Here is an 18,140-nt window from a genome sequence, read left to right on the forward strand (position 1 = left end):
GTCGGGGGCAGTAGCCCTCGGAAGTGGACCCGGCAGCCCTCCGGACGGTGGGTGAGCCGGGTTTTGCGCTTTTGCGGCAGGGCCAGTGTCGCGTGCCCTACCGAGCTGCCCTCACGAACGGGGCACGCCTCGGAACGGTTGCGGAAGCGGCCGGCTGAGGGGTGGCACGGGGTGCGAGTTACCGGCGGGGAAACGGTCCCACAAACGGGGCAGCTCCATAGGTCGTGCACAACGACACCATCCCTCGGGGTCACCACCAGGCCCCCGGGTTCTCGCACAGCCCTGCCGGACCGGTTCCACCGTCCACGCTGGAGGTGGGGAAGGCCGGCAGGTCGGTGCGGGTGGCCAACGGCGGATGACCGCCCCTGAGTTGTCCGGCGTGACCTTCCGCAAGTCGACCCGCAGCGGCACGAACGCCGACTGTGGCGTGATCCGGCGGTGCCGGCTGCCCTCAGGCCAGCAACGGGGTTAGCAGGCGTGCTGGGTCGACGGTGGTGGGCCGGTCGCTCACCTGGCCGTCCCCCAGCTCGATCACCCGCCACTCCCCGTCGTCGCGCAGCGCCAGGTCGACCGTGACGAAGGGCAGTCCCAGGCCGGCCACCAGCGGCGCGACGGCAGTCAGGTTGGGGTCGACGGCGGGGGGTCGGTCCGGGGTGTCCGGGTGCGGGCCGACCAGCACGCAACGGCCGCCCCGCCACCAGGTCCGCACCTCCGCCGAGGTGAACAGCTCGAAGCGGCGTAGTACGAAACCGCCCACGAAGTCGTCCTCGCGGAGCTGCCGGAACCGGCGGGCCACCGCCCAGGAGGCCTTGGGGTCGGCCAGATCGGGTATGAAGGCCGCTTCGTCCCAGTGGTGCTTCATCGACTTGCAGTAGTCGCGGAGCACGGCCGGGCCGTCGCCCAGGCTGGCGCGGGCCCGGTCGAACGCGTCCCGCCCGGCCCCCACGGTCCACGTCGTGGCCGGCGTCACGGGCCTCAGCTCCGGGTACCAGCCGGGCAGTTCGTGCGCCCGCCGGTACTGCTCGGCGCTGGTACGCAGCGTGACGCCCCGCGCGGCCAGCGCGTCCGCGAAGGCGGCGTACCGCTCGGAGCGGAGCATCCAGCCGCGGTAGACCGCCTCGGTGTCCTCGGGCAGCTGTCGCAGGGCGGCGTCGGCGTCACCCCGGGCGAGCGCGTCGTGGTCGACGACCGCGACCGGCACGCCGGCCTCCCGGGCGGTCGTCGCCTCCGGCGCGAAGTGCGGGTCCGGGTGGCGGGGCCGGAGCGGGTCGGCGGGTACCAGCAGCAGCATCCCGCCATCCTTCCCGAGCCCCGCCATCCGCGTGGGCGTCAGCTCGGGGCCTTGACCTGGCCGTCGAAGGCGATGCTGCGCCACAGGTCGAACTGGCGGTCGTTGCCGACCAGGGGGTTGCCGACCAGCGCGACGGCGGCGTGCACCTCCTCGTCGTTGCGGAGCTGGCGGAAGTAGCCGGCACCGACCAAAGCGATGCCCCGGCCGGGTGACTGGATCAGCCTCATGTCGTCCTTCCAGAGGTCGAGCGGGGGTGGGGTGGTCTGCCCGCGGGCCCGGGCGATGAGCGCCTGCGCGGTGGCCTGCGCGGCGTCGTAGCGGTCCGGGAAGGCGGAGCGCTGCACGCCCTGCGCCACCCGTCCGGCCGACCAGCCGGGGTTGGCGGCGGCCAGCGGGATGGCCCGGGCGAAGAACGAGTTGGCTGCGTACGACACGTTCATGATCTGCGCGGGGGTGCCCCAGCCCTGGGAGGGGCGCTGCTGGAACACGCCCAGCGAGTCGGAGTCGCCACAGGGCAGGTTGTTCATCCGCGACTCCACCCAGCCGGCCTCGAAGCCGGCGAGCAGCACCCGCTCGTTGGCCGACAGCCCGGTGGCGACCTGGTAGACGGCGGTCAGGACGGCGTCGTCGGCGTTCGGTGGGATCGACGAGCAGGCGGCCTGGGCCGGCTCGCCGGAGGCAGTCTGGGACAGCGCGACGCCAGTGGCGACCAGGGCGGCTCCGCTGGACGCCAGGGCGAGCGCCTGGCGGCGGGAGTACGTGTTCATCGTCGGTGTCAGGCCGACGGGGCCTTGACCTGGCCGTCGTAGGCGATGCTGCGCCACAGGTCGAACTGGCGGTCGTTGCCGACCAGGGGGTTGCCGACCAGCGCGACGGCGGCCGTCACCTCCTCGTTGTTGCTGAGCTGACGGAAGTAGCCGGGGCCGACCAGGGCGATGCCCCGGTTGGTGGACTGGATCAGCCTCATGTCGTTCTCCGTGAGGTCGAGGGGTGGGTTGCCGGTGAGCTGGCGGGCCACGTCGGCGCGCATCGAGTCGAGGTCGATGAAGGAGGGGTCGATCTTGCCGCTGGTGCTGGTCTCCCGGTGTCCCCGGGCGTAGCTGGCATCCCGGCCGAGCCGCCGCAGCACGGCGGCGGTCGCGAGCACCGAGGCGGAGTACTGGGCGTTGGTCATGGCCTGGTTGACCCCGTTGTAGTCGATCTCCCAACCGACCATCAGGGTGTTGCCGTCGCCGGCCGGGATGGGGCCGCTGCCCCGGCTGACGCCGGCGTGGTTGGCCCGCCCGCCCGAGATGACGTGGAAGACGCCGTGGTAGTCGACCAGCGCCTGACAGAGCGGGCCGGGCAGGTCGGACCGGCCGTTGATGCAGATGTTCAGGGCGGGGTGCGGGTTGGCGGCGCTGGAGGTGGACGCGGTGTGGTGCCAGAGCACGCCGATCGGGGCGAACGAGCTGCCGGCCACCCGGCCCAGCCAGTTGCCGTGTTCGACCACCGCGACACCGGCCCCGCGCAGCACGTCGGCGAGCCAGGGGATGGTGGCCATCAGGCCGTGATCAGGTCGGCGAGACACTCCGGGGTCGGGGTCGTCGCCGCCTGTGCCGGCTGGCTCACCGTCACCAGGGCCAGCGCGGTGGCCGCGAGGGGTACGAGGCCGAACAGCGTCCGGCGGGGTAGTGGGCGAGGGGCGGGGGGAGTCTGATCCGTGATCATTCACGCATGCTAATTGATCGATCAATCCTGGGTAAGTCCCCGCGTTTGCGGTTGCCCGGGGCAGGCTGTGTCGTGGTCGACAGGAGTCCGGTCCGGCCGGCCGGGGGCGGGGCGACGTAGGCTCGGGGGCGTGAGTGTGAGCCGGGAGATCGACGACATCCTGCAGCGCGGCGCGGACGGCGGGCGGATCACGCCCGAGGAGGCCCTGCTGATCTACACCGAGGCGCCCTTCCACGCCCTCGGCGAGGCGGCCGACGCGGTGCGTCGGCGGCGCTATCCCGACGACATCGTCACGTACCTGATCGACCGCAACATCAACTACACGAACGTCTGCGTGACGGCGTGCAAGTTCTGCGCCTTCTACCGCGCCCCCAAGCACAAGGAGGGGTGGACCCACCCGACCGAGGAGATCCTGCGCCGCTGCGGCGAGGCGGTCGAGCTGGGCGCCACCCAGGTCATGCTCCAGGGCGGCCACCACCCCGACTACGGGGTGGAGTACTACGAGGAGCTGTTCTCCTCGGTGAAGAAGGCGTACCCGCAGCTCGCCATCCACTCGATCGGGCCGAGCGAGATCCTGCACATGGCCAAGGTCTCCGGCGTCGGCCTCGACGAGGCCATCGCCCGGATCAAGGTGGCAGGGCTGGACTCGATCGCCGGCGCCGGCGCCGAGATGCTCCCGGACCGGCCGCGCAAGGCCATCGCGCCGCTCAAGGAGTCCGGCGCGCGCTGGCTGGAGGTCATGGAGCTGGCCCACCGGCAGGGCCTGGAGTCGACCGCGACGATGATGATGGGCACCGGCGAGACCAACACCGAGCGGATCGAGCACCTGCGGATGATCCGTGACGTGCAGGACCGCACCGGCGGGTTCCGGGCCTTCATCCCGTGGACGTACCAGCCGGAGAACAACCACCTCAAGGGCCGCACGCAGGCCACCACGCTGGAGTACCTGCGGCTGGTCGCGGTGGCCCGGCTGTTCTTCGAGACCGTCCCACACCTCCAGGCGTCCTGGCTGACCACCGGCAAGGACGTCGGCCAGCTCGCCCTGCACATGGGGGTGGACGACCTCGGCTCGATCATGCTGGAGGAGAACGTCATCTCCTCGGCCGGTGCCCGGCACCGCTCCAACCTGCACGAGCTGATCGGCATGATCCGTTCGGCCGACCGTATCCCGGCCCAGCGGGACACCCTCTACCGCCGGCTCGCGGTGCACCGCACCCCGGCCGACGACCCGACCGACGACCGGGTGGTCTCGCACTTCTCGTCGATCGCCATGCCGGGGGGCGGGGCCGGCCGGCCGCTGCCGCTGGTCGAGGTCAACTGACCCACCGCGTACCGGCGGACACGCTGGGCGAGCGCGCACCGGCCGGTCGGCCGGTGAGCCGATCGGCGGTCCGGACAGTTCTGCTCGGCCTGTCGGACCTGGTGTGCGTCTTGTCGTCCGAAAGGGTCGCGCAGGCCAGCGCGGGTCGCTAACGTCCCCCGCGACGTGGTCCGAGGCTCAGTCCTCCATCGGCCCGTGCGGGCCGTTCACATAGAGCACGGCGGTGGGGGCGGGATGGTCGACCATCCCGCCCCCACCGTCTTGACGGGTGGGGCCGGACGGATGAATTGCCGTGCCGGCTCCTGGCGCAATCGATCTACCTCGGATAACGTCCGCTCGGTTCCGCAAAAAAGCTCCTTCTTCCCTAACCCCGGGGGATCAATGACCTCGTTCCACCGTTCGGCCCTGGCCCGTGTCGGCGCCGTGGCGCTGCTGGCCGCCGGAGGCCTGGCCACCGTGGCGGCCCCGGCCCAGGCGGCAGACCAGGCCGACCTGGCGCTGATCCCGCTCAGCCAGAACCTGGCCAAGGGCGTCGAGGCGGCCAAGGCCAAGCCGTTCAAGTTCACCGTCGACAACACCCGCAGCTCGGTCGCGGCCCGCGACGTCCGGGTCACCGTGGAGACCAAGGGCCTGACCAAGCGGGTCGGCTTCGTCAAGCCCGACGGCTGCGACGTCTCCGGCACCGCCTTCACCTGCCTGCTCGGCGACCTGGCCGGCGGCACCAGCGAGGACTTCGGCATCCCGCTGTTCAGCACCGGCGGCCGGGGCAAGGGCGGCGCGCTGAAGGTGACGGTCGCCTCGTCGACCGCCGACCCGAACACGGACGACAACAGCGAGACCGTCGACATCGCCGTCACCCGCCCCGGCTACGACCTCACCTCCTGGGTGCAGGACGGGTACGCCAACGTCGTGGTCGACGGCGCGCAGAGCAACGAGCCGGACCTGAAGCCGATTCCGCGCGGCGCGACCGCCCCGCTGGACTGGGCGATCTTCAACGACGGCAGCCGCCGGGCGACCGGCGTCTTCTACGCCATCACGCTGCCGGCCAAGGTCAGCTTCGCGAAGCTGCCCGAGAACTGCTTCGAGCAGGAGATGGGCGGCCTGGCCCAGGCGTTCTGCGAGGACGCCGGCGCGGTGATCCGGCCGGGCGAGTACTACACCGACGACGTACGGGTGAAGGTCGCCGACGACGCCGACCAGCCGGTGCTGCGCATCGGCGAACTCTTCGCGTACGGGCTGGACGAGGCACAGGGCGCTCCCGAGGAGGAGTCGCAGGTCGCCTCGGCGGCCCAGCGTCGCGCCTTCACCGAGACGGACGAGGTCGACAACCAGGCCGTCTTCGACGTCTTCGTGGACCTGTCCGCCCAGCCCACCCCCACCCCCACCCCGACGCCGACCGGCACCCCGACCTCGGGCCCGTCCGCCGAGCCGAGCGCGACCACCTCGCCGGGCACCGGCGGTGGCGGCGGCGGGCTTCCGGTGACCGGCGTGCAGGCCGGGCTGATCGGTGGCATCGGCGGCGCCGTGCTGCTGGCCGGAGGGGCGCTGCTGGTGCTCTCCCGCCGCCGCCGGGTGCTGCTGGTGACCCCGGGGGACGAGAGGTCGAACGCCTGACCGTCGGGAACGACTGACGCGACGCGCCGGGACGGGCGGGGTGGGTGACCACCCCGCCCGTCCGCGTACCTCCGCCGTGCGCCGCCGCCCCGGCATCGGCGGGTGGGGTGTCGGCTGGCAGAGTGGAGGGGTGAGCCTTACCCCGCAGGGCCAGCGCGCCAGCCTGGACAAGCAGCCGCACGAGGTCGCCGCGATGTTCGACGGCGTGGCCGCCCGCTACGACCTGACCAACACCGTCCTCTCCTTCGGGCAGGACCGGTTCTGGCGGCGGGCCACCCGGGCGGCTCTCGGGCTCGGCCCCGGCGACCGGGTGCTGGACGTCGGCGCGGGCACCGGCGTCTCGACCGAGGAGCTGGCCCAGTCCGGCGCGTACGCGGTCGGCGCTGACCTTTCTCTCGGCATGCTGCACGCCGGCAAGCGGTCCCGCCCCACGGTGCCGCTGCTGGCCGGGGACGCGCTGCGGCTGCCCTTCGCGGACGCCAGCTTCGACGCGGTGACCATCTCCTTCGCGCTGCGCAACGTGTCGGACACCGATGCGGCCCTGCGTGAGCTGGCCCGGGTCACCCGGCCCGGTGGCCGGCTGGTGGTCTGCGAGTTCAGCACCCCGGTCAACCCGGCGTTCCGCACGGTCTACCTGTCGTACCTGATGCGCTCCCTGCCGGCGGTGGCCCGCACGGTGTCCAGCAACCCGGACGCGTACGTCTACCTCGCCGAGTCGATCCGGGCCTGGCCGGACCAGCCGGCCCTGGCGGCGCGGATCGGGTCGGCCGGCTGGGGCCGGGTGGCCTGGCGCAACCTCACCGGCGGCGTGGTCGCTCTGCACCGCGCGGTTCGCGACTGACTCGTACCGACCGCGACGCGTTTCCCGAATTAGCGCAATTAGTCCACTTTGCCCGGTAGGCTTGCTCCGTGACGGGAGCAGAGCCGGCGCGCGCGACGCCGAGCGAGGACGCCGCAGAACTCGTCGCCCAGCTCAGGGAGTTGGCGGGGGTCGACCCGGCCGACGTGCGTCAAGTGGTGGCGGAGGTGCTGGCAGCCCTGGACCGCGCGGCCGGCGGCGCCCTGCGTGACCACCTGCCGGAGGCCATCCGGGTCGATGCGGGTCTGGACGAGCCCACCTCCGCGCCGCTTTGACCCCTTTGTGGATCCCGGCGGCTCCCACCTCGGCAAGTTAGGGCCACCTAACCCGGCAGGGGCGTAACGGCGGTCATAGACTCCACCCGACCGGCTTGTGAAGGATTTCACGAGCACGCGGGAGGAGGCCCAGATGACCGCGGTGGAGAACGACGCCGACGTGATCGTCGTGGGCGCCGGTCCTGGTGGCTCGGCGACGGCGTACCACCTTGCGCAGCACGGCGTGCGGGTGCTGGTGCTGGAGAAGACCGAGTTCCCCCGGGAGAAGGTCTGCGGCGACGGGCTGACCCCGCGCGCGGTCCGGCAGCTCATCCGGATGGGCGTGGACACCTCGCCCGAGGCGGGCTGGCTGCACAACCGGGGCCTGCGGGTGATCGGCGGTGGCGTCCGCCTGGAGTTGGACTGGCCGGACCTGGCCAGCTTCCCCAACTACGGCCTGGTCCGCACCCGGCTCGACTTCGACGACCTGCTCGCCCAGCGCGCCGTCTCGGCCGGGGCGAAGCTGCGCACCAACGTCAACGTGATCGGTCCGGTGCTCGACGCCGACAACCGGGTGGTCGGGGTGGAGGCCGAGGTCGGCCCGGACAAGGAGCCCGCCACCTTCCGCGCCCCGCTGGTGGTCGCCGCGGACGGCGTCTCCGGCCGATTCCCGCTCGCCCTCGGGCTGGCCAAGCGGGAGGACCGGCCGATCGGGGTGGCCGTCCGGCGGTACTACCGCTCGCCGGCCAAGCACGACGACGACTACCTGGAGTCGTGGCTGGAGCTGCGCAGCAAGGCCAGCGGCGACAACCTGCTCCCCGGGTACGGCTGGATCTTCGGTCTCGGCGACGGGCGGGTCAACGTCGGCCTCGGCGTGCTCAACTCCTCGACCGCCTTCGGCAAGACCAACTACCGGCGGCTGCTCACCGACTGGCTGGCCAACACCCCCGAGGACTGGGGAATGACCGACGAGTCGAACGCCGAGGGGCCGATCCTCGGCGCGGCGCTGCCGATGGGCTTCAACCGGGTGCCGCACTACACTCGCGGCGTCATGCTGGTCGGCGACTCCGGCGGCATGGTCAACCCGTTCAACGGCGAGGGCATCGCGTACGCGATGGAGTCCGGAGAGCTGGCCGCGGAGATCGCGGTGCAGGCCCTCGCCCGGCCGGCCGGCGCCGAGCGGGAGCGGGCGCTGATGGCGTACCCGCAGGAGCTGAAGGCCCGGTTCGGCGGCTACTACCGGCTCGGCGGGATCTTCGTGAAGCTGATCGGCCGTCCGGAGATCATGCGGATGGCCACCAAGCACGGCATGCCGCATCCAGCCCTGATGCGGTTCGTGCTCAAGCTGCTGGCCAACCTGACCGACCCGCGCGGCGGGGACGCGATGGACCGGGTCATCAACGCGATGACGAAGGCGGCGCCAGCCGTGTAGCACGAGGAGTGCGCGTGAGCCCGCAGGTCGCCGCCGAGTGCGGGGCTCCGGCCGGACGGTCGACGAGGACCGCAGGCCGGACAGGGATCGACCCCGCCGACAGCCGTCGTGAGGGACGTGAATAGTGTGATTTTGGCCAACGATCGCCGAGGGCAGGGAAGGACGAGCAGGAGACCACAATGACGCTCTCGCCTTACGCACCCATCATCGGGCTGTTCGCCCTCGCCGCGGCGTTCTCGCTGTTCTCCGTGGCCGCCGCCCGCTTCGCCGGCCCGCGCCGGTACAACAAAGCCAAACTCGAGGCGTACGAGTGCGGCATCGAGCCCAGCCCGCAGCCCGTCGGGGGCGGCCGGTTCCCGATCAAGTTCTACCTGACGGCGATGCTCTTCATCGTCTTCGACATCGAGATCATCTTCCTCTACCCCTGGGCGGTCTCGTTCGACGCCCTGCCGATCTTCGGCTTCGTGGAGATGGTCCTGTTCATCGTCGCGGTCTTCGTCGCATACGCCTACGTGTGGCGGCGCGGCGGCCTGGACTGGGACTGAGGGAGACACCAGATGGGTATCGAGGAGAAGCTTCCCGCCGGCATCCTGCTCACCTCCGTGGAGTCGCTGGTCAACTGGTCGCGGAAGACGTCCTTCTGGGGCGCCACCTTCGGCCTGGCCTGCTGCGCCATCGAGATGATGGCCGCCGGCGGCCCGCACTACGACCTGGGCCGCTGGGGCATGGAGGTGTTCCGCGCCTCGCCCCGACAGGCGGACCTGATGATCGTGGCCGGCCGGGTGAGCCAGAAGATGGCACCGGTCCTGCGCCAGATCTACGACCAGATGGCCGAGCCTCGCTGGGTGCTCTCGATGGGCGTCTGCGCCAGCAGCGGCGGCATGTTCAACAACTACGCCATCGTGCAGGGTGTCGACCACATCGTGCCCGTCGACATGTACCTCCCGGGCTGCCCGCCCCGGCCGGAGATGCTCATCGACGCGATTCTCAAGCTCCGCGAGAAGGTCATGCACGAGCCGCTGGGCCCGAACGGCCGCAAGATGCTGGAGGCCCGCCGGGAGCGCGGCGACCTGCCGGTCGTCCCGTACGGCTCGATGCCGTCGTCGTACCGCAGTGACAAGGCCCGCCGCGCCGAGTGGACCAAGGCGGTCCGCGAGGGGCGCGAGGAGCAGCTGCGGATCGAGAACTGGATGAACGCCCAGAACCACCTCCACCCGCACGGGGGCATCAAGTGAGCGCGAGGAGTGCAGCGGAGCGGAGCCCCGCAGTCGCGAACGGAGGGCAGGCACGGTGAGCGCAGCTTCCGACAAGCCGAACACCGGCGGCCTGCCGGTGCCGGTGACGCCGGCCGGAGCCAGCAGCGGCGCGCCCGCCGAGCACCCGCCGGCCGGCCCGGCCGGGCGCGGCATGTTCGGCAGCCACGGCTCGGGCGACGTCTCCGGCTTCGGTGGCCTGGTCCGCCCGCGCCAGCCGGTCGAGGAGGCCCCCCGGCCGTACGGGGGCTACTTCGACGAGGTCCGCGACGCGCTGGAGGAGGCCTACCCGGCGTTCGGCGACGCGATCGAGAAGATCGTGGTCGACCGGGGCGAGCTGACCCTGCACGTCCGCCCGGAGCGGATCGCCGAGGTCTGCCAGGTGATGCGGGACGACCTCGCGCTGCGCTTCGAGCTGTGCTCCTCGGTGTCCGGGGTGGACTACCTCGGTGCGCACGAGCGCCGGCTGCACGTGGTCTACCAGCTCACCTCGATGACGTACCGCCGCCGGGTACGGCTGGAGGCCGCGGTGTCCGCCGAGGAACCGCACCTGCCGAGCGTCACCAGCGTCTACCCGACCGCCGACTGGCAGGAGCGGGAGGCGTACGACATGTTCGGCATCATCTTCGACGGCCACCCCAACCTGACCCGGATCCTCATGCCGGACGACTGGGAGGGACACCCCCAGCGCAAGGACTATCCGCTCGGCGGCGTCCCCGTCGAGTACAAGGGCGCGGAGATCCCGCCGCCGGACCGACGGAGGTCGTACCAGTGACGACGTCGAACTACGCGACCGAGCGCGAGACCACCGAGGGCAGGGTCTTCACCGTCACCGGTGGGGACTGGGACCAGATCGTCTCCGGCACGGACCCGATCAACGACGAGCGGATCGTCGTGAACATGGGCCCGCAGCACCCGTCCACCCACGGCGTGCTCCGGCTGATCCTCGAGTTGGAGGGCGAGACCGTCCGCGAGGCGCGGTCGGTCATCGGGTACCTGCACACCGGCATCGAGAAGAACCTGGAATACCGCAACTGGGTGCAGGGCACGACCTTCGTGACCCGGATGGACTACCTCGCGCCGCTGTTCAACGAGACGGCGTACAGCCTCGCGGTGGAGAAGCTGCTCGGCATCACCGACGACATCACCGAGCGGGCCACCACGATCCGGGTCCTGATGATGGAGCTGAACCGGATCGCCTCGCACCTGGTCTGGGTGGCCACCACGGCCATGGAGCTGGGCGCGATCAACATGATGCTGTACGGCTTCCGCGAGCGGGAGTACATCCTCGACATCTTCGAGAGCATCACCGGCCTGCGGATGAACCACGCGTACGTCCGGCCGGGCGGCGTGGCGCAGGACGTGCCGGACGAGGCGATCGTCAAGATCCACAGGTTCCTCAAGATGATGCCGAAGAGGCTCAAGGAGTACGAGGATCTCCTCTCCGGCCAGCCGATCTGGATCGAGCGCACCACGAACGTCGCGGTGCTCGACGCAACCGGCTGCCTCGCGCTGGGCGTCACCGGTCCGGTGCTCCGCTCCGCCGGCCTCGCCTGGGACCTGCGCAAGACCATGCCGTACTGCGGCTACGAGACGTACGAGTTCGACGTGCCGACCCACACCGACGGCGACGTCTGGGGCCGCTACCTGGTCCGGCTCGCCGAGATCCGGGAGTCGCTCAAGCTCGTCGAGCAGGCGCTGGACCGGTTGAAGCCGGGCCCGGTGATGGTCGCCGACCGCAAGATCGCCTGGCCGGCGCAGCTCGCCATCGGCGTCGACGGCATGGGTAACTCGCTGGAGCACGTCGCGAAGATCATGGGCCAGTCGATGGAGTCGCTGATCCATCACTTCAAGCTGGTCACCGAGGGCTTCCGGGTCCCGCCGGGCCAGGTGTACGTCGGCATCGAGTCGCCCCGCGGCGAGCTGGGCGTGCACGCCGTCTCCGACGGTGGCACCCGCCCGTACCGGGTGCACTACCGGGAGCCGAGCTTCGTCAACCTCCAGGCCCTCCCGGCGATGTCCGAGGGCGGCCTGATCGCCGACGTGATCGCCGGCGGCGCCTCGCTGGACCCCGTGATGGGTGGTTGTGACCGATGACCGTTTTCACTGACCAGACGCGGGAGCGGGCGCGGGAGATCGTCGCCCGGTACCCGGCCGACCGGTCCCGATCGGCGCTGCTGCCGCTGCTGCACCTGGTGCAGTCGGAGGAGGGGTACGTCTCCCCGGCCGGCGTCGAGTTCTGCGCCGACGTGCTCGGCCTGAACAAGGCCCAGGTCGGCGCGGTGGCCACCTTCTACACGATGTACAAGCGCAGGCCGACCGGCGACTACCTGGTCAGCGTCTGCACCAACACGATGTGCAACGTGCTCGGCGGGCAGGAGGTCTACGACACCCTGGCCGAGCACCTCGGCGTCGGCCACGACGAGACCACCGCCGACGGCAAGGTCACCCTGGAGCACGCCGAGTGCCTGGCGGCCTGCGACTACGGCCCGGTGATGACCGTCAACTACGACTTCTTCGACGGCGTCGACCCGCAGACCGCCCTCGGGGTGGTCGAGGAGCTGCGTTCCGGCGGCCGGCCGATGCCGACCCGGGGCGCGCGGCTCTGCACGCTGAAGGAGATGGCGGTGCAGCTCGCCGGCTTCGCCGACGAGCGCGAGGGCGCGGTCGCCGACGGCGGCCCGGGCGAGCCCACCCTGCGCGGCCTGCGGCTGGCCGAGCAGCACGGCATCTCGGTGCCGGGCTACGACCCGAACACGCCGATCCGCAGCAAGGCGGAGGCGGACGCCGCCGCGGCGAGGGCGAAGGCCGCGGAGCAGGCGAAGCCGGCCCCCGCCACCACGGCGACCGGCAGCACCGCTCCCGACGTGAAGGCGCCGGACGCCAAGTCGCCCGAGGTGCGGGCCGCGGAGACCCGGCAGCCGGACGCCCGGACCGCCGTGCCGGACGCGCCCGGCACCAAGGTTCCGGCCGACCCGACGCCCCCGGCACCGCGCGACGCGCGGGAGGCCGAGGCCGCCGGCGTCGCCGCGAACACGCCGGCCGGTGACGGCAAGCCCGCCGGCGACGAGGCCGGCGCGCAGGAGCGCTCACTCAAGGAAGCGGCGGCATCCGCGGGTGCGAGGAGTGAGCTTGCGAGCCCCAATCGCCTGCGCGAGGAGCGAGCGGAGCGAGGCCCGCAGTCGTGGGCTGAGAACCGCGCAGTCGCGAGCGAAGGGGGAACCAAGAAGTGACCACTCCTCGGCCGGAGACCCTGGCCAAGCTCACCCCCGTGCTCACCAAGCGCTGGCTGTCGCCGGACGCCTGGCGGATCGGCACGTACGAGAGGCTGGACGGCTACGCCGCCCTGCGCAAGGCGCTCAAGGCCCACCCGGACGACCTGATCCAGCTCGTCAAGGACTCCGGGCTGCGCGGTCGCGGCGGCGCGGGCTTCCCGACCGGCCTGAAGTGGGGGTTCATCCCGCAGGGCGACGGCAAGCCGCACTACCTGGTGGTGAACGCCGACGAGGGCGAGCCGGGCACCTGCAAGGACCTGCCGCTGATGACGCACGACCCGCACTCGCTGGTCGAGGGCGTGATCATCGGCTCGTACGCGATCCGGGCCAGCCGGGCCTACATCTACATCCGCGGCGAGGCGGTGCACGCCGCCCGCCGGCTGCGCAACGCCGTGCGGGAGGCGTACGCCAAGGGCTACCTCGGTAGGAACATCCTCGGCTCCGGGTTCGACCTGGAGCTGGTGGTGCACTCGGGTGCCGGGGCGTACATCTGCGGCGAGGAGACGGCGCTGCTGGACTCGCTGGAGGGCTTCCGGGGCCAGCCCCGACTGCGCCCGCCGTTCCCGGCGACCCACGGCCTGTACGCCAGCCCCACGGTGGTCAACAACGTCGGCACCATCGCCAGCGTGCCGTACATCGTGCTCGGCGGGGCCGACTGGTGGAAGACCATGGGCACGGAGAAGTCCGCCGGGCCGATGATCTACTCGCTCTCCGGTCGGATCGCCAACCCGGGCCAGTACGAGTGCACGATGGGCGTCACGCTGCGCGAGCTGCTGGAGCTGGCCGGCGGCATGCAGCCGGGGCACAACCTGCGGTTCTGGACCCCGGGCGGCTCGTCCACCCCGCTGCTCGCCGCCGAGCACCTGGACGTGCCGCTGGACTTCGAGGGGGTGGCGGCGGCCGGCTCGATCCTGGGCACCACGGCCACCCAGATCTTCTCCGACCAGGACTGCCCGGTGTACGCGACGTACCGGTGGCTGGAGTTCTACCACCACGAGTCGTGCGGCAAGTGCACCCCGTGCCGCGAGGGCAACTACTGGATGGTCCGGGTCTACCGGCGGATCCTCGCCGGCCAGGGCACCCACGAGGACCTGGACACCCTGCTGGACACCTGCGACAACATCCTCGGCCGCTCGTTCTGCGGCCTGGGTGACGGTGCGACCAGCTCGGTGACCTCGTCGCTGAAGTACTTCAAGCAGGACTACCTCGACTACATCGAGGGACGTACCGCGCCGAAGCTGTCGGACAAGCAGCTGGTGGGAGCGCACTAATGACCGACGTAGCCAAGCAGACCGAGACCGTCACCCTCACGATCGACGGCATCGAGGTCACCGCGCCCAAGGGCGCGCTGCTGATCCGGGTCGCCGAGCAGTTGGGCACCGAGATCCCGCGCTTCTGCGACCACCCGCTGCTGGCCCCGGCCGGCGCCTGCCGGCAGTGCCTGGTCGAGGTGGAGGGCCAGCGCAAGCCGGTGGCCTCCTGCACCCAGACCGTCGCCGAGGGCATGGTGGTCCGCACCCAGCTCACCTCCGGCGTCGCCAAGAAGGCGCAGGAGGGGGTCATGGAGCTGTTGCTGCTCAACCACCCGCTCGACTGCCCGATGTGCGACAAGGGCGGCGAGTGCCCGCTGCAGAACCAGGCGATGTCCACCGGCCGCACGGACTCCCGGTTCCACGAGCACAAGCGGGAGTACGAGAAGCCGATGGCGATCAGCACCCAGGTGCTGCTCGACCGCGAGCGCTGTGTGCTCTGCCAGCGGTGCACCCGGTTCTCCGACGAGATCGCCGGCGACAAGTTCATCGACCTGATGGGCCGGTCGTCCGCCGAGGAAATCAACATCTACCGGGACGAGGCGTACGGCGAGGAGGGCGACGCGGGCGACGTCCCGTTCAACTCGTACTTCTCCGGCAACACCGTGCAGATCTGCCCGGTGGGCGCGCTGACCGGCGCGCAGTACCGCTTCCGGGCCCGCCCGTTCGACCTGGTCTCCAGCCCGAGCGTGTGCGAGCACTGCTCGGCCGGCTGCGCCCAGCGCACCGACTGGCGGCGCGGCAAGGTGACCCGCCGGTTGGCCGGCGACGACCCGCAGGTCAACGAGGAGTGGAACTGCGACAAGGGGCGCTGGGGCTTCCAGTACGCCCGCGCCTTCGACCGGCTCACCACCCCGCGGGTCCGCGACTCCGAGACCGGTGAGCTGCGCGAGGCGTCGTGGAGCGAGGCGCTGACCGTCGCCGCCGAAGGGCTGCGGGCCGCCCGGGACGGCGGCCACGGCACGGCGGTGCTGACCGGCGGCCGGCTGACCGTCGAGGACGCGTACGCGTACGCGAAGTTCGCCCGGGTCGCGCTGAACACCAACGACATCGACTTCCGGGCCCGGCCGGTCTCCCGCGAGGAGTCCGACTTCCTGGCCAGCACGGTCGCCGGGCGCACCGACGTCACCTACGCGGACGTGGAGAACGCGCCCGCCGTGGTGCTGGTCGGCCTGGAGCCGGAGGAGGAGTGCCCGATCCTCTTCCTGCGGCTGCGCAAGGCGTACCTGAAGAAGAAGCTCACGGTGTACGCCCTCGCGCCGTTCGCCACCCGCGGCCTGGAGAAGCTCGGGGCCAAGCTGGCCCGGGTGGTGCCGGGCGAGGAGGCGAGCGTCCTCGCCGAGCACGCGACGGTGGCCGAGGCGCTCAGCGCCCCGGGCGCGATCCTGATCGTCGGCGAGCGGCTGGGCGAGGTGCCCGGCGGCCTGTCGGCGGCGGCGGACGTCGCCCGGCGTACCGGCGCGAAGCTGGCCTGGGTGCCGCGGCGCGCGGGCGACCGGGGCGCGGTCGACGCGGGCTGCCTGCCCAACCTGCTTCCCGGCGGCCGTCCGGTCACCGAGCCGGCGGCCCGGGCCGAACTGGGCGAGGCGTGGGACATCGCGGCCGGGGTGATCCCCAGCCAGGCCGGCCGGGACACCGACGGCATCATCGCCGCCGCCGCGAACGGCCAGCTCGGCGCGCTGGTGGTGGCCGGGGTCGACCCGGCCGACCTGGCCGACCCCCGGTTGGCCGAGCAGGCCCTCGACGCGGTGCCGTTCCTGGTCAGCCTGGAGCTGCGCAACAGCGCGGTGGCCCGCCGGGCCGACGTGGTCCTGCCGGTGGCCCCGGTGGTCGAGAAGGCCGGCAGCTTCCTGGACTGGGAGGGCCGGCTGCGTCCCTTCGACGCGGTGCTGCACACCGCCGCGATGACCGACGGCCGGGTGTTGGACGCGCTCGCCGCGCTGCTCGACGTGCAGATCGGCACGGGCGACGTGCTCAGCGTCCGGCGGGAGCTGGGCAGCCTGTCGCCGACCCGGGCCGACCGGCCGTCCGCGCCGTCGGTGGAGCCGGCCCCGGTGCCGCAGCCCGGCGCCGGCGAGGCCGTCCTGTCCACCTGGCACCAGCTCATCGACCTGGGCAGCCTCACCGACGGTGACGAGCACCTGAGCGGCACCGCCCGCCCGCCGGTGGCGCGGGTGGGCAAGGGCACCGCGGAGGCGCTCGGCGTCGCCGACGGTGACCCGGTCACGGTGGGCACCGACCGCGGGGCGATCACCCTGCCGGCGGCGATCACCGAGATGCCCGACGGCGTCGTCTGGCTGCCGACCAACTCACCCGGCTCCACCGTGCGGCGCGGCCTCGGCGCGACGTCCGGCACGGTGGTACGGATCTCCGCGGCGGTCGCCGCCACGGAGCAGGCCACCCCGGCGGTCGCCGCGGACGCGGCCGGCCACCCGGGTCCGCTCCTCAACACCGGGGGTGTTTCCCAGTGAACGCGGTCTACCTGGCCCAGGACCCGACGCTGGCCGACTTCGGCAAGGACCCGTGGTGGCTGGTCCTGATCAAGGTCGTCTTCGCCTTCGTCGTCGCCGTGCTGGCCACGCTGCTCGGTGTCTGGTTCGAACGGCGGGTCGTCGGCCGGATGGCGGTGCGGCCCGGACCCAACCAGGCCGGCCCGTTCGGCCTGCTCCAGACCCTGGCCGACGGCCTGAAGATGGCCTTCAAGGAGGACATCCTCCCGAAGGCGGCGGACAAGGTCGTCTTCTTCTTCGCGCCGACCATCTCGGTGGTCTGCGCGGTCACCGCCCTGTCGGTGGTGCCGTTCGGCCCGATGGTGAGCATCTTCGGCCACCACACGCCGCTCCAGGTCACCGACGTGCCGGTGGCGGTGCTGGTGCTGCTGGCCTGCTCGTCGATGGGCATCTACGGCATCGTGCTCGGCGGTTGGGCCTCCGGCTCGACGTACCCGCTGCTCGGCGGCCTGCGCTCCACCGCCCAGATGATCTCCTACGAGGTCGCCATGGGGCTGAGCATCGTGGCGGTGTTCATGACCGCCGGCACGATGTCCACCAGCGGGATCGTCGCCGCCCAGGGGGACGCCACCCAGCTGACCATCTTCGGCACCGAGGTCCCGGCCCCCGGCTGGTACGCGATCCTGCTGCTGCCGAGCTTCATCATCTTCTTCATCTCCACCGTCGGTGAGACCAACCGGGCGCCGTTCGACCTCCCCGAGGCCGAGTCGGAGCTGGTCGCCGGTTACATGACCGAGTACAGCTCGCTGAAGTTCGCGCTCTTCATGCTCAGCGAGTACGTCGCGATGGTGACCATGTCCGCGGTCACCACGACGCTGTTCCTCGGCGGCTGGCGGGCCCCGTGGCCGATCACCCTGTGGGAGGGCGCCAACTCCGGTTGGTGGCCGATGCTGTGGTTCTTCGGCAAGGTGATCGCCCTGGTCTTCGTGTTCGTCTGGCTCCGCGGCACCCTGCCCCGGCTCCGGTACGACCAGTTCATGCGCTTTGGCTGGAAGGTGCTGCTGCCGATCAACCTGGTCTGGATCCTGGTCCTGGCCGGCCTGCGGTCGATCGAGGACTGGCAGACCAGGGACCGGCTGCTCGCCACCGCGATCGGCGCGGGCGTGCTGCTGCTGGCGACGTTGCTCTGGCCGAGCCGCAAGCCGAAGCCGAAGCCGTCGCTCCAGGAGCAGGCCAACAGCCGTCCGCACGGCAGCTTCCCGCTGCCACCGATGGACCTGCAAGTGCCACCGAGCCCGCGCACCAAGCGTGTGGTCGCCGAGCGGGAGCCGGCCAACGTCGCCGCCGGCTCGGACTCCAGGGAGGTGTGAC

The 18,140-nt window shown here is 71.7% G+C and carries 16 protein-coding genes and 1 pseudogene; 13 read left to right on the forward strand and 4 right to left on the reverse strand.

What is annotated here, in order from left to right:
- Positions 1–451 precede the first annotated feature (451 nt).
- The 4 genes from ACQPZO_RS01975 to ACQPZO_RS01990 are packed head-to-tail and all read right to left on the reverse strand — an operon-like array spanning position 452 to position 3,001.
- Entirely contained in the window at positions 452–1,291 is an 840-nt protein-coding gene (locus ACQPZO_RS01975; RefSeq protein ID WP_433346493.1) for an ATP-grasp domain-containing protein, read from the reverse strand.
- 38 nt (positions 1,292–1,329) lie between these two features.
- A complete protein-coding gene (locus ACQPZO_RS01980) occupies positions 1,330–2,058 on the reverse strand; it encodes a hypothetical protein (protein ID WP_433346494.1) in 729 nt (242 codons plus the stop codon).
- 8 nt (positions 2,059–2,066) lie between these two features.
- A complete protein-coding gene (locus ACQPZO_RS01985; RefSeq protein ID WP_433346496.1) occupies positions 2,067–2,834 on the reverse strand; it encodes a peptidoglycan recognition protein family protein in 768 nt (255 codons plus the stop codon).
- On the reverse strand, positions 2,834–3,001 hold the full coding sequence (locus ACQPZO_RS01990) for a hypothetical protein (protein WP_433346498.1): 168 nt from the start codon (positions 2,999–3,001) through the stop codon (positions 2,834–2,836). Before ACQPZO_RS01990 ends, ACQPZO_RS01985 begins: the two co-directional genes overlap by 1 nt.
- Before the next feature lie 130 nt (positions 3,002–3,131).
- Here ACQPZO_RS01990 and mqnC point away from each other — a divergent pair, with 130 nt between their 5' ends.
- The 13 genes and pseudogenes from mqnC (at position 3,132) to nuoH (ending at position 18,139) form a co-directional block, all read left to right on the forward strand.
- The gene (gene mqnC, locus ACQPZO_RS01995) at positions 3,132–4,322 is read left to right on the forward strand and encodes a cyclic dehypoxanthinyl futalosine synthase (RefSeq protein WP_350883408.1); all 1,191 of its coding nucleotides are present in this window, start codon (positions 3,132–3,134) and stop codon (positions 4,320–4,322) included.
- Between the two features lie 381 nt (positions 4,323–4,703).
- Complete coding sequence (locus tag ACQPZO_RS02000; RefSeq protein ID WP_433346500.1) at positions 4,704–5,936, forward strand: LPXTG cell wall anchor domain-containing protein; 1,233 nt, start codon at positions 4,704–4,706, stop codon at positions 5,934–5,936.
- Positions 5,937–6,129: 193 nt separating this feature from the next.
- Positions 6,130–6,777: a demethylmenaquinone methyltransferase gene (locus ACQPZO_RS02005; protein WP_433350723.1), complete on the forward strand. Its 648-nt coding sequence runs from the start codon at positions 6,130–6,132 to the stop codon at positions 6,775–6,777.
- Between the two features lie 68 nt (positions 6,778–6,845).
- Positions 6,846–7,070: a hypothetical protein gene (locus ACQPZO_RS02010; RefSeq protein WP_405114511.1), complete on the forward strand. Its 225-nt coding sequence runs from the start codon at positions 6,846–6,848 to the stop codon at positions 7,068–7,070.
- Between the two features lie 133 nt (positions 7,071–7,203).
- Entirely contained in the window at positions 7,204–8,481 is a 1,278-nt protein-coding gene (locus ACQPZO_RS02015; protein ID WP_433346502.1) for a geranylgeranyl reductase family protein, read from the forward strand.
- 179 nt (positions 8,482–8,660) lie between these two features.
- The gene (locus ACQPZO_RS02020; RefSeq protein ID WP_043961418.1) at positions 8,661–9,026 is read left to right on the forward strand and encodes an NADH-quinone oxidoreductase subunit A; all 366 of its coding nucleotides are present in this window, start codon (positions 8,661–8,663) and stop codon (positions 9,024–9,026) included.
- Positions 9,027–9,038: 12 nt separating this feature from the next.
- The gene (locus ACQPZO_RS02025; protein ID WP_433346504.1) at positions 9,039–9,716 is read left to right on the forward strand and encodes a NuoB/complex I 20 kDa subunit family protein; all 678 of its coding nucleotides are present in this window, start codon (positions 9,039–9,041) and stop codon (positions 9,714–9,716) included.
- Between the two features lie 55 nt (positions 9,717–9,771).
- A complete protein-coding gene (locus ACQPZO_RS02030; RefSeq protein ID WP_433346506.1) occupies positions 9,772–10,509 on the forward strand; it encodes an NADH-quinone oxidoreductase subunit C in 738 nt (245 codons plus the stop codon).
- Positions 10,506–11,831 carry an NADH-quinone oxidoreductase subunit D gene (locus ACQPZO_RS02035; protein ID WP_396671548.1) on the forward strand — a complete coding sequence of 442 codons (1,326 nt, stop codon included), beginning with the start codon at positions 10,506–10,508 and terminating at the stop codon, positions 11,829–11,831. The genes ACQPZO_RS02030 and ACQPZO_RS02035 overlap by 4 nt, the downstream gene beginning before the upstream one ends.
- A pseudogene (nuoE, locus tag ACQPZO_RS02040) lies at positions 11,828–12,847 on the forward strand (NADH-quinone oxidoreductase subunit NuoE); the annotation flags it as partial. The gene ACQPZO_RS02035 and the pseudogene nuoE, both read left to right, overlap by 4 nt.
- A gap of 116 nt (positions 12,848–12,963) precedes the next feature.
- A complete protein-coding gene (gene nuoF, locus ACQPZO_RS02045; protein ID WP_433346508.1) occupies positions 12,964–14,280 on the forward strand; it encodes an NADH-quinone oxidoreductase subunit NuoF in 1,317 nt (438 codons plus the stop codon).
- Positions 14,280–16,790: an NADH-quinone oxidoreductase subunit G gene (locus ACQPZO_RS02050; protein WP_433346510.1), complete on the forward strand. Its 2,511-nt coding sequence runs from the start codon at positions 14,280–14,282 to the stop codon at positions 16,788–16,790. The genes nuoF and ACQPZO_RS02050 overlap by 1 nt, the downstream gene beginning before the upstream one ends.
- Complete coding sequence (nuoH, locus tag ACQPZO_RS02055; protein WP_396671544.1) at positions 16,787–18,139, forward strand: NADH-quinone oxidoreductase subunit NuoH; 1,353 nt, start codon at positions 16,787–16,789, stop codon at positions 18,137–18,139. The genes ACQPZO_RS02050 and nuoH overlap by 4 nt, the downstream gene beginning before the upstream one ends.
- Position 18,140 lies beyond the last annotated feature (1 nt).

The organism is Micromonospora sp. CA-111912 (assembly GCF_050948415.1).
Lineage (GTDB): Bacteria > Actinomycetota > Actinomycetes > Mycobacteriales > Micromonosporaceae > Micromonospora.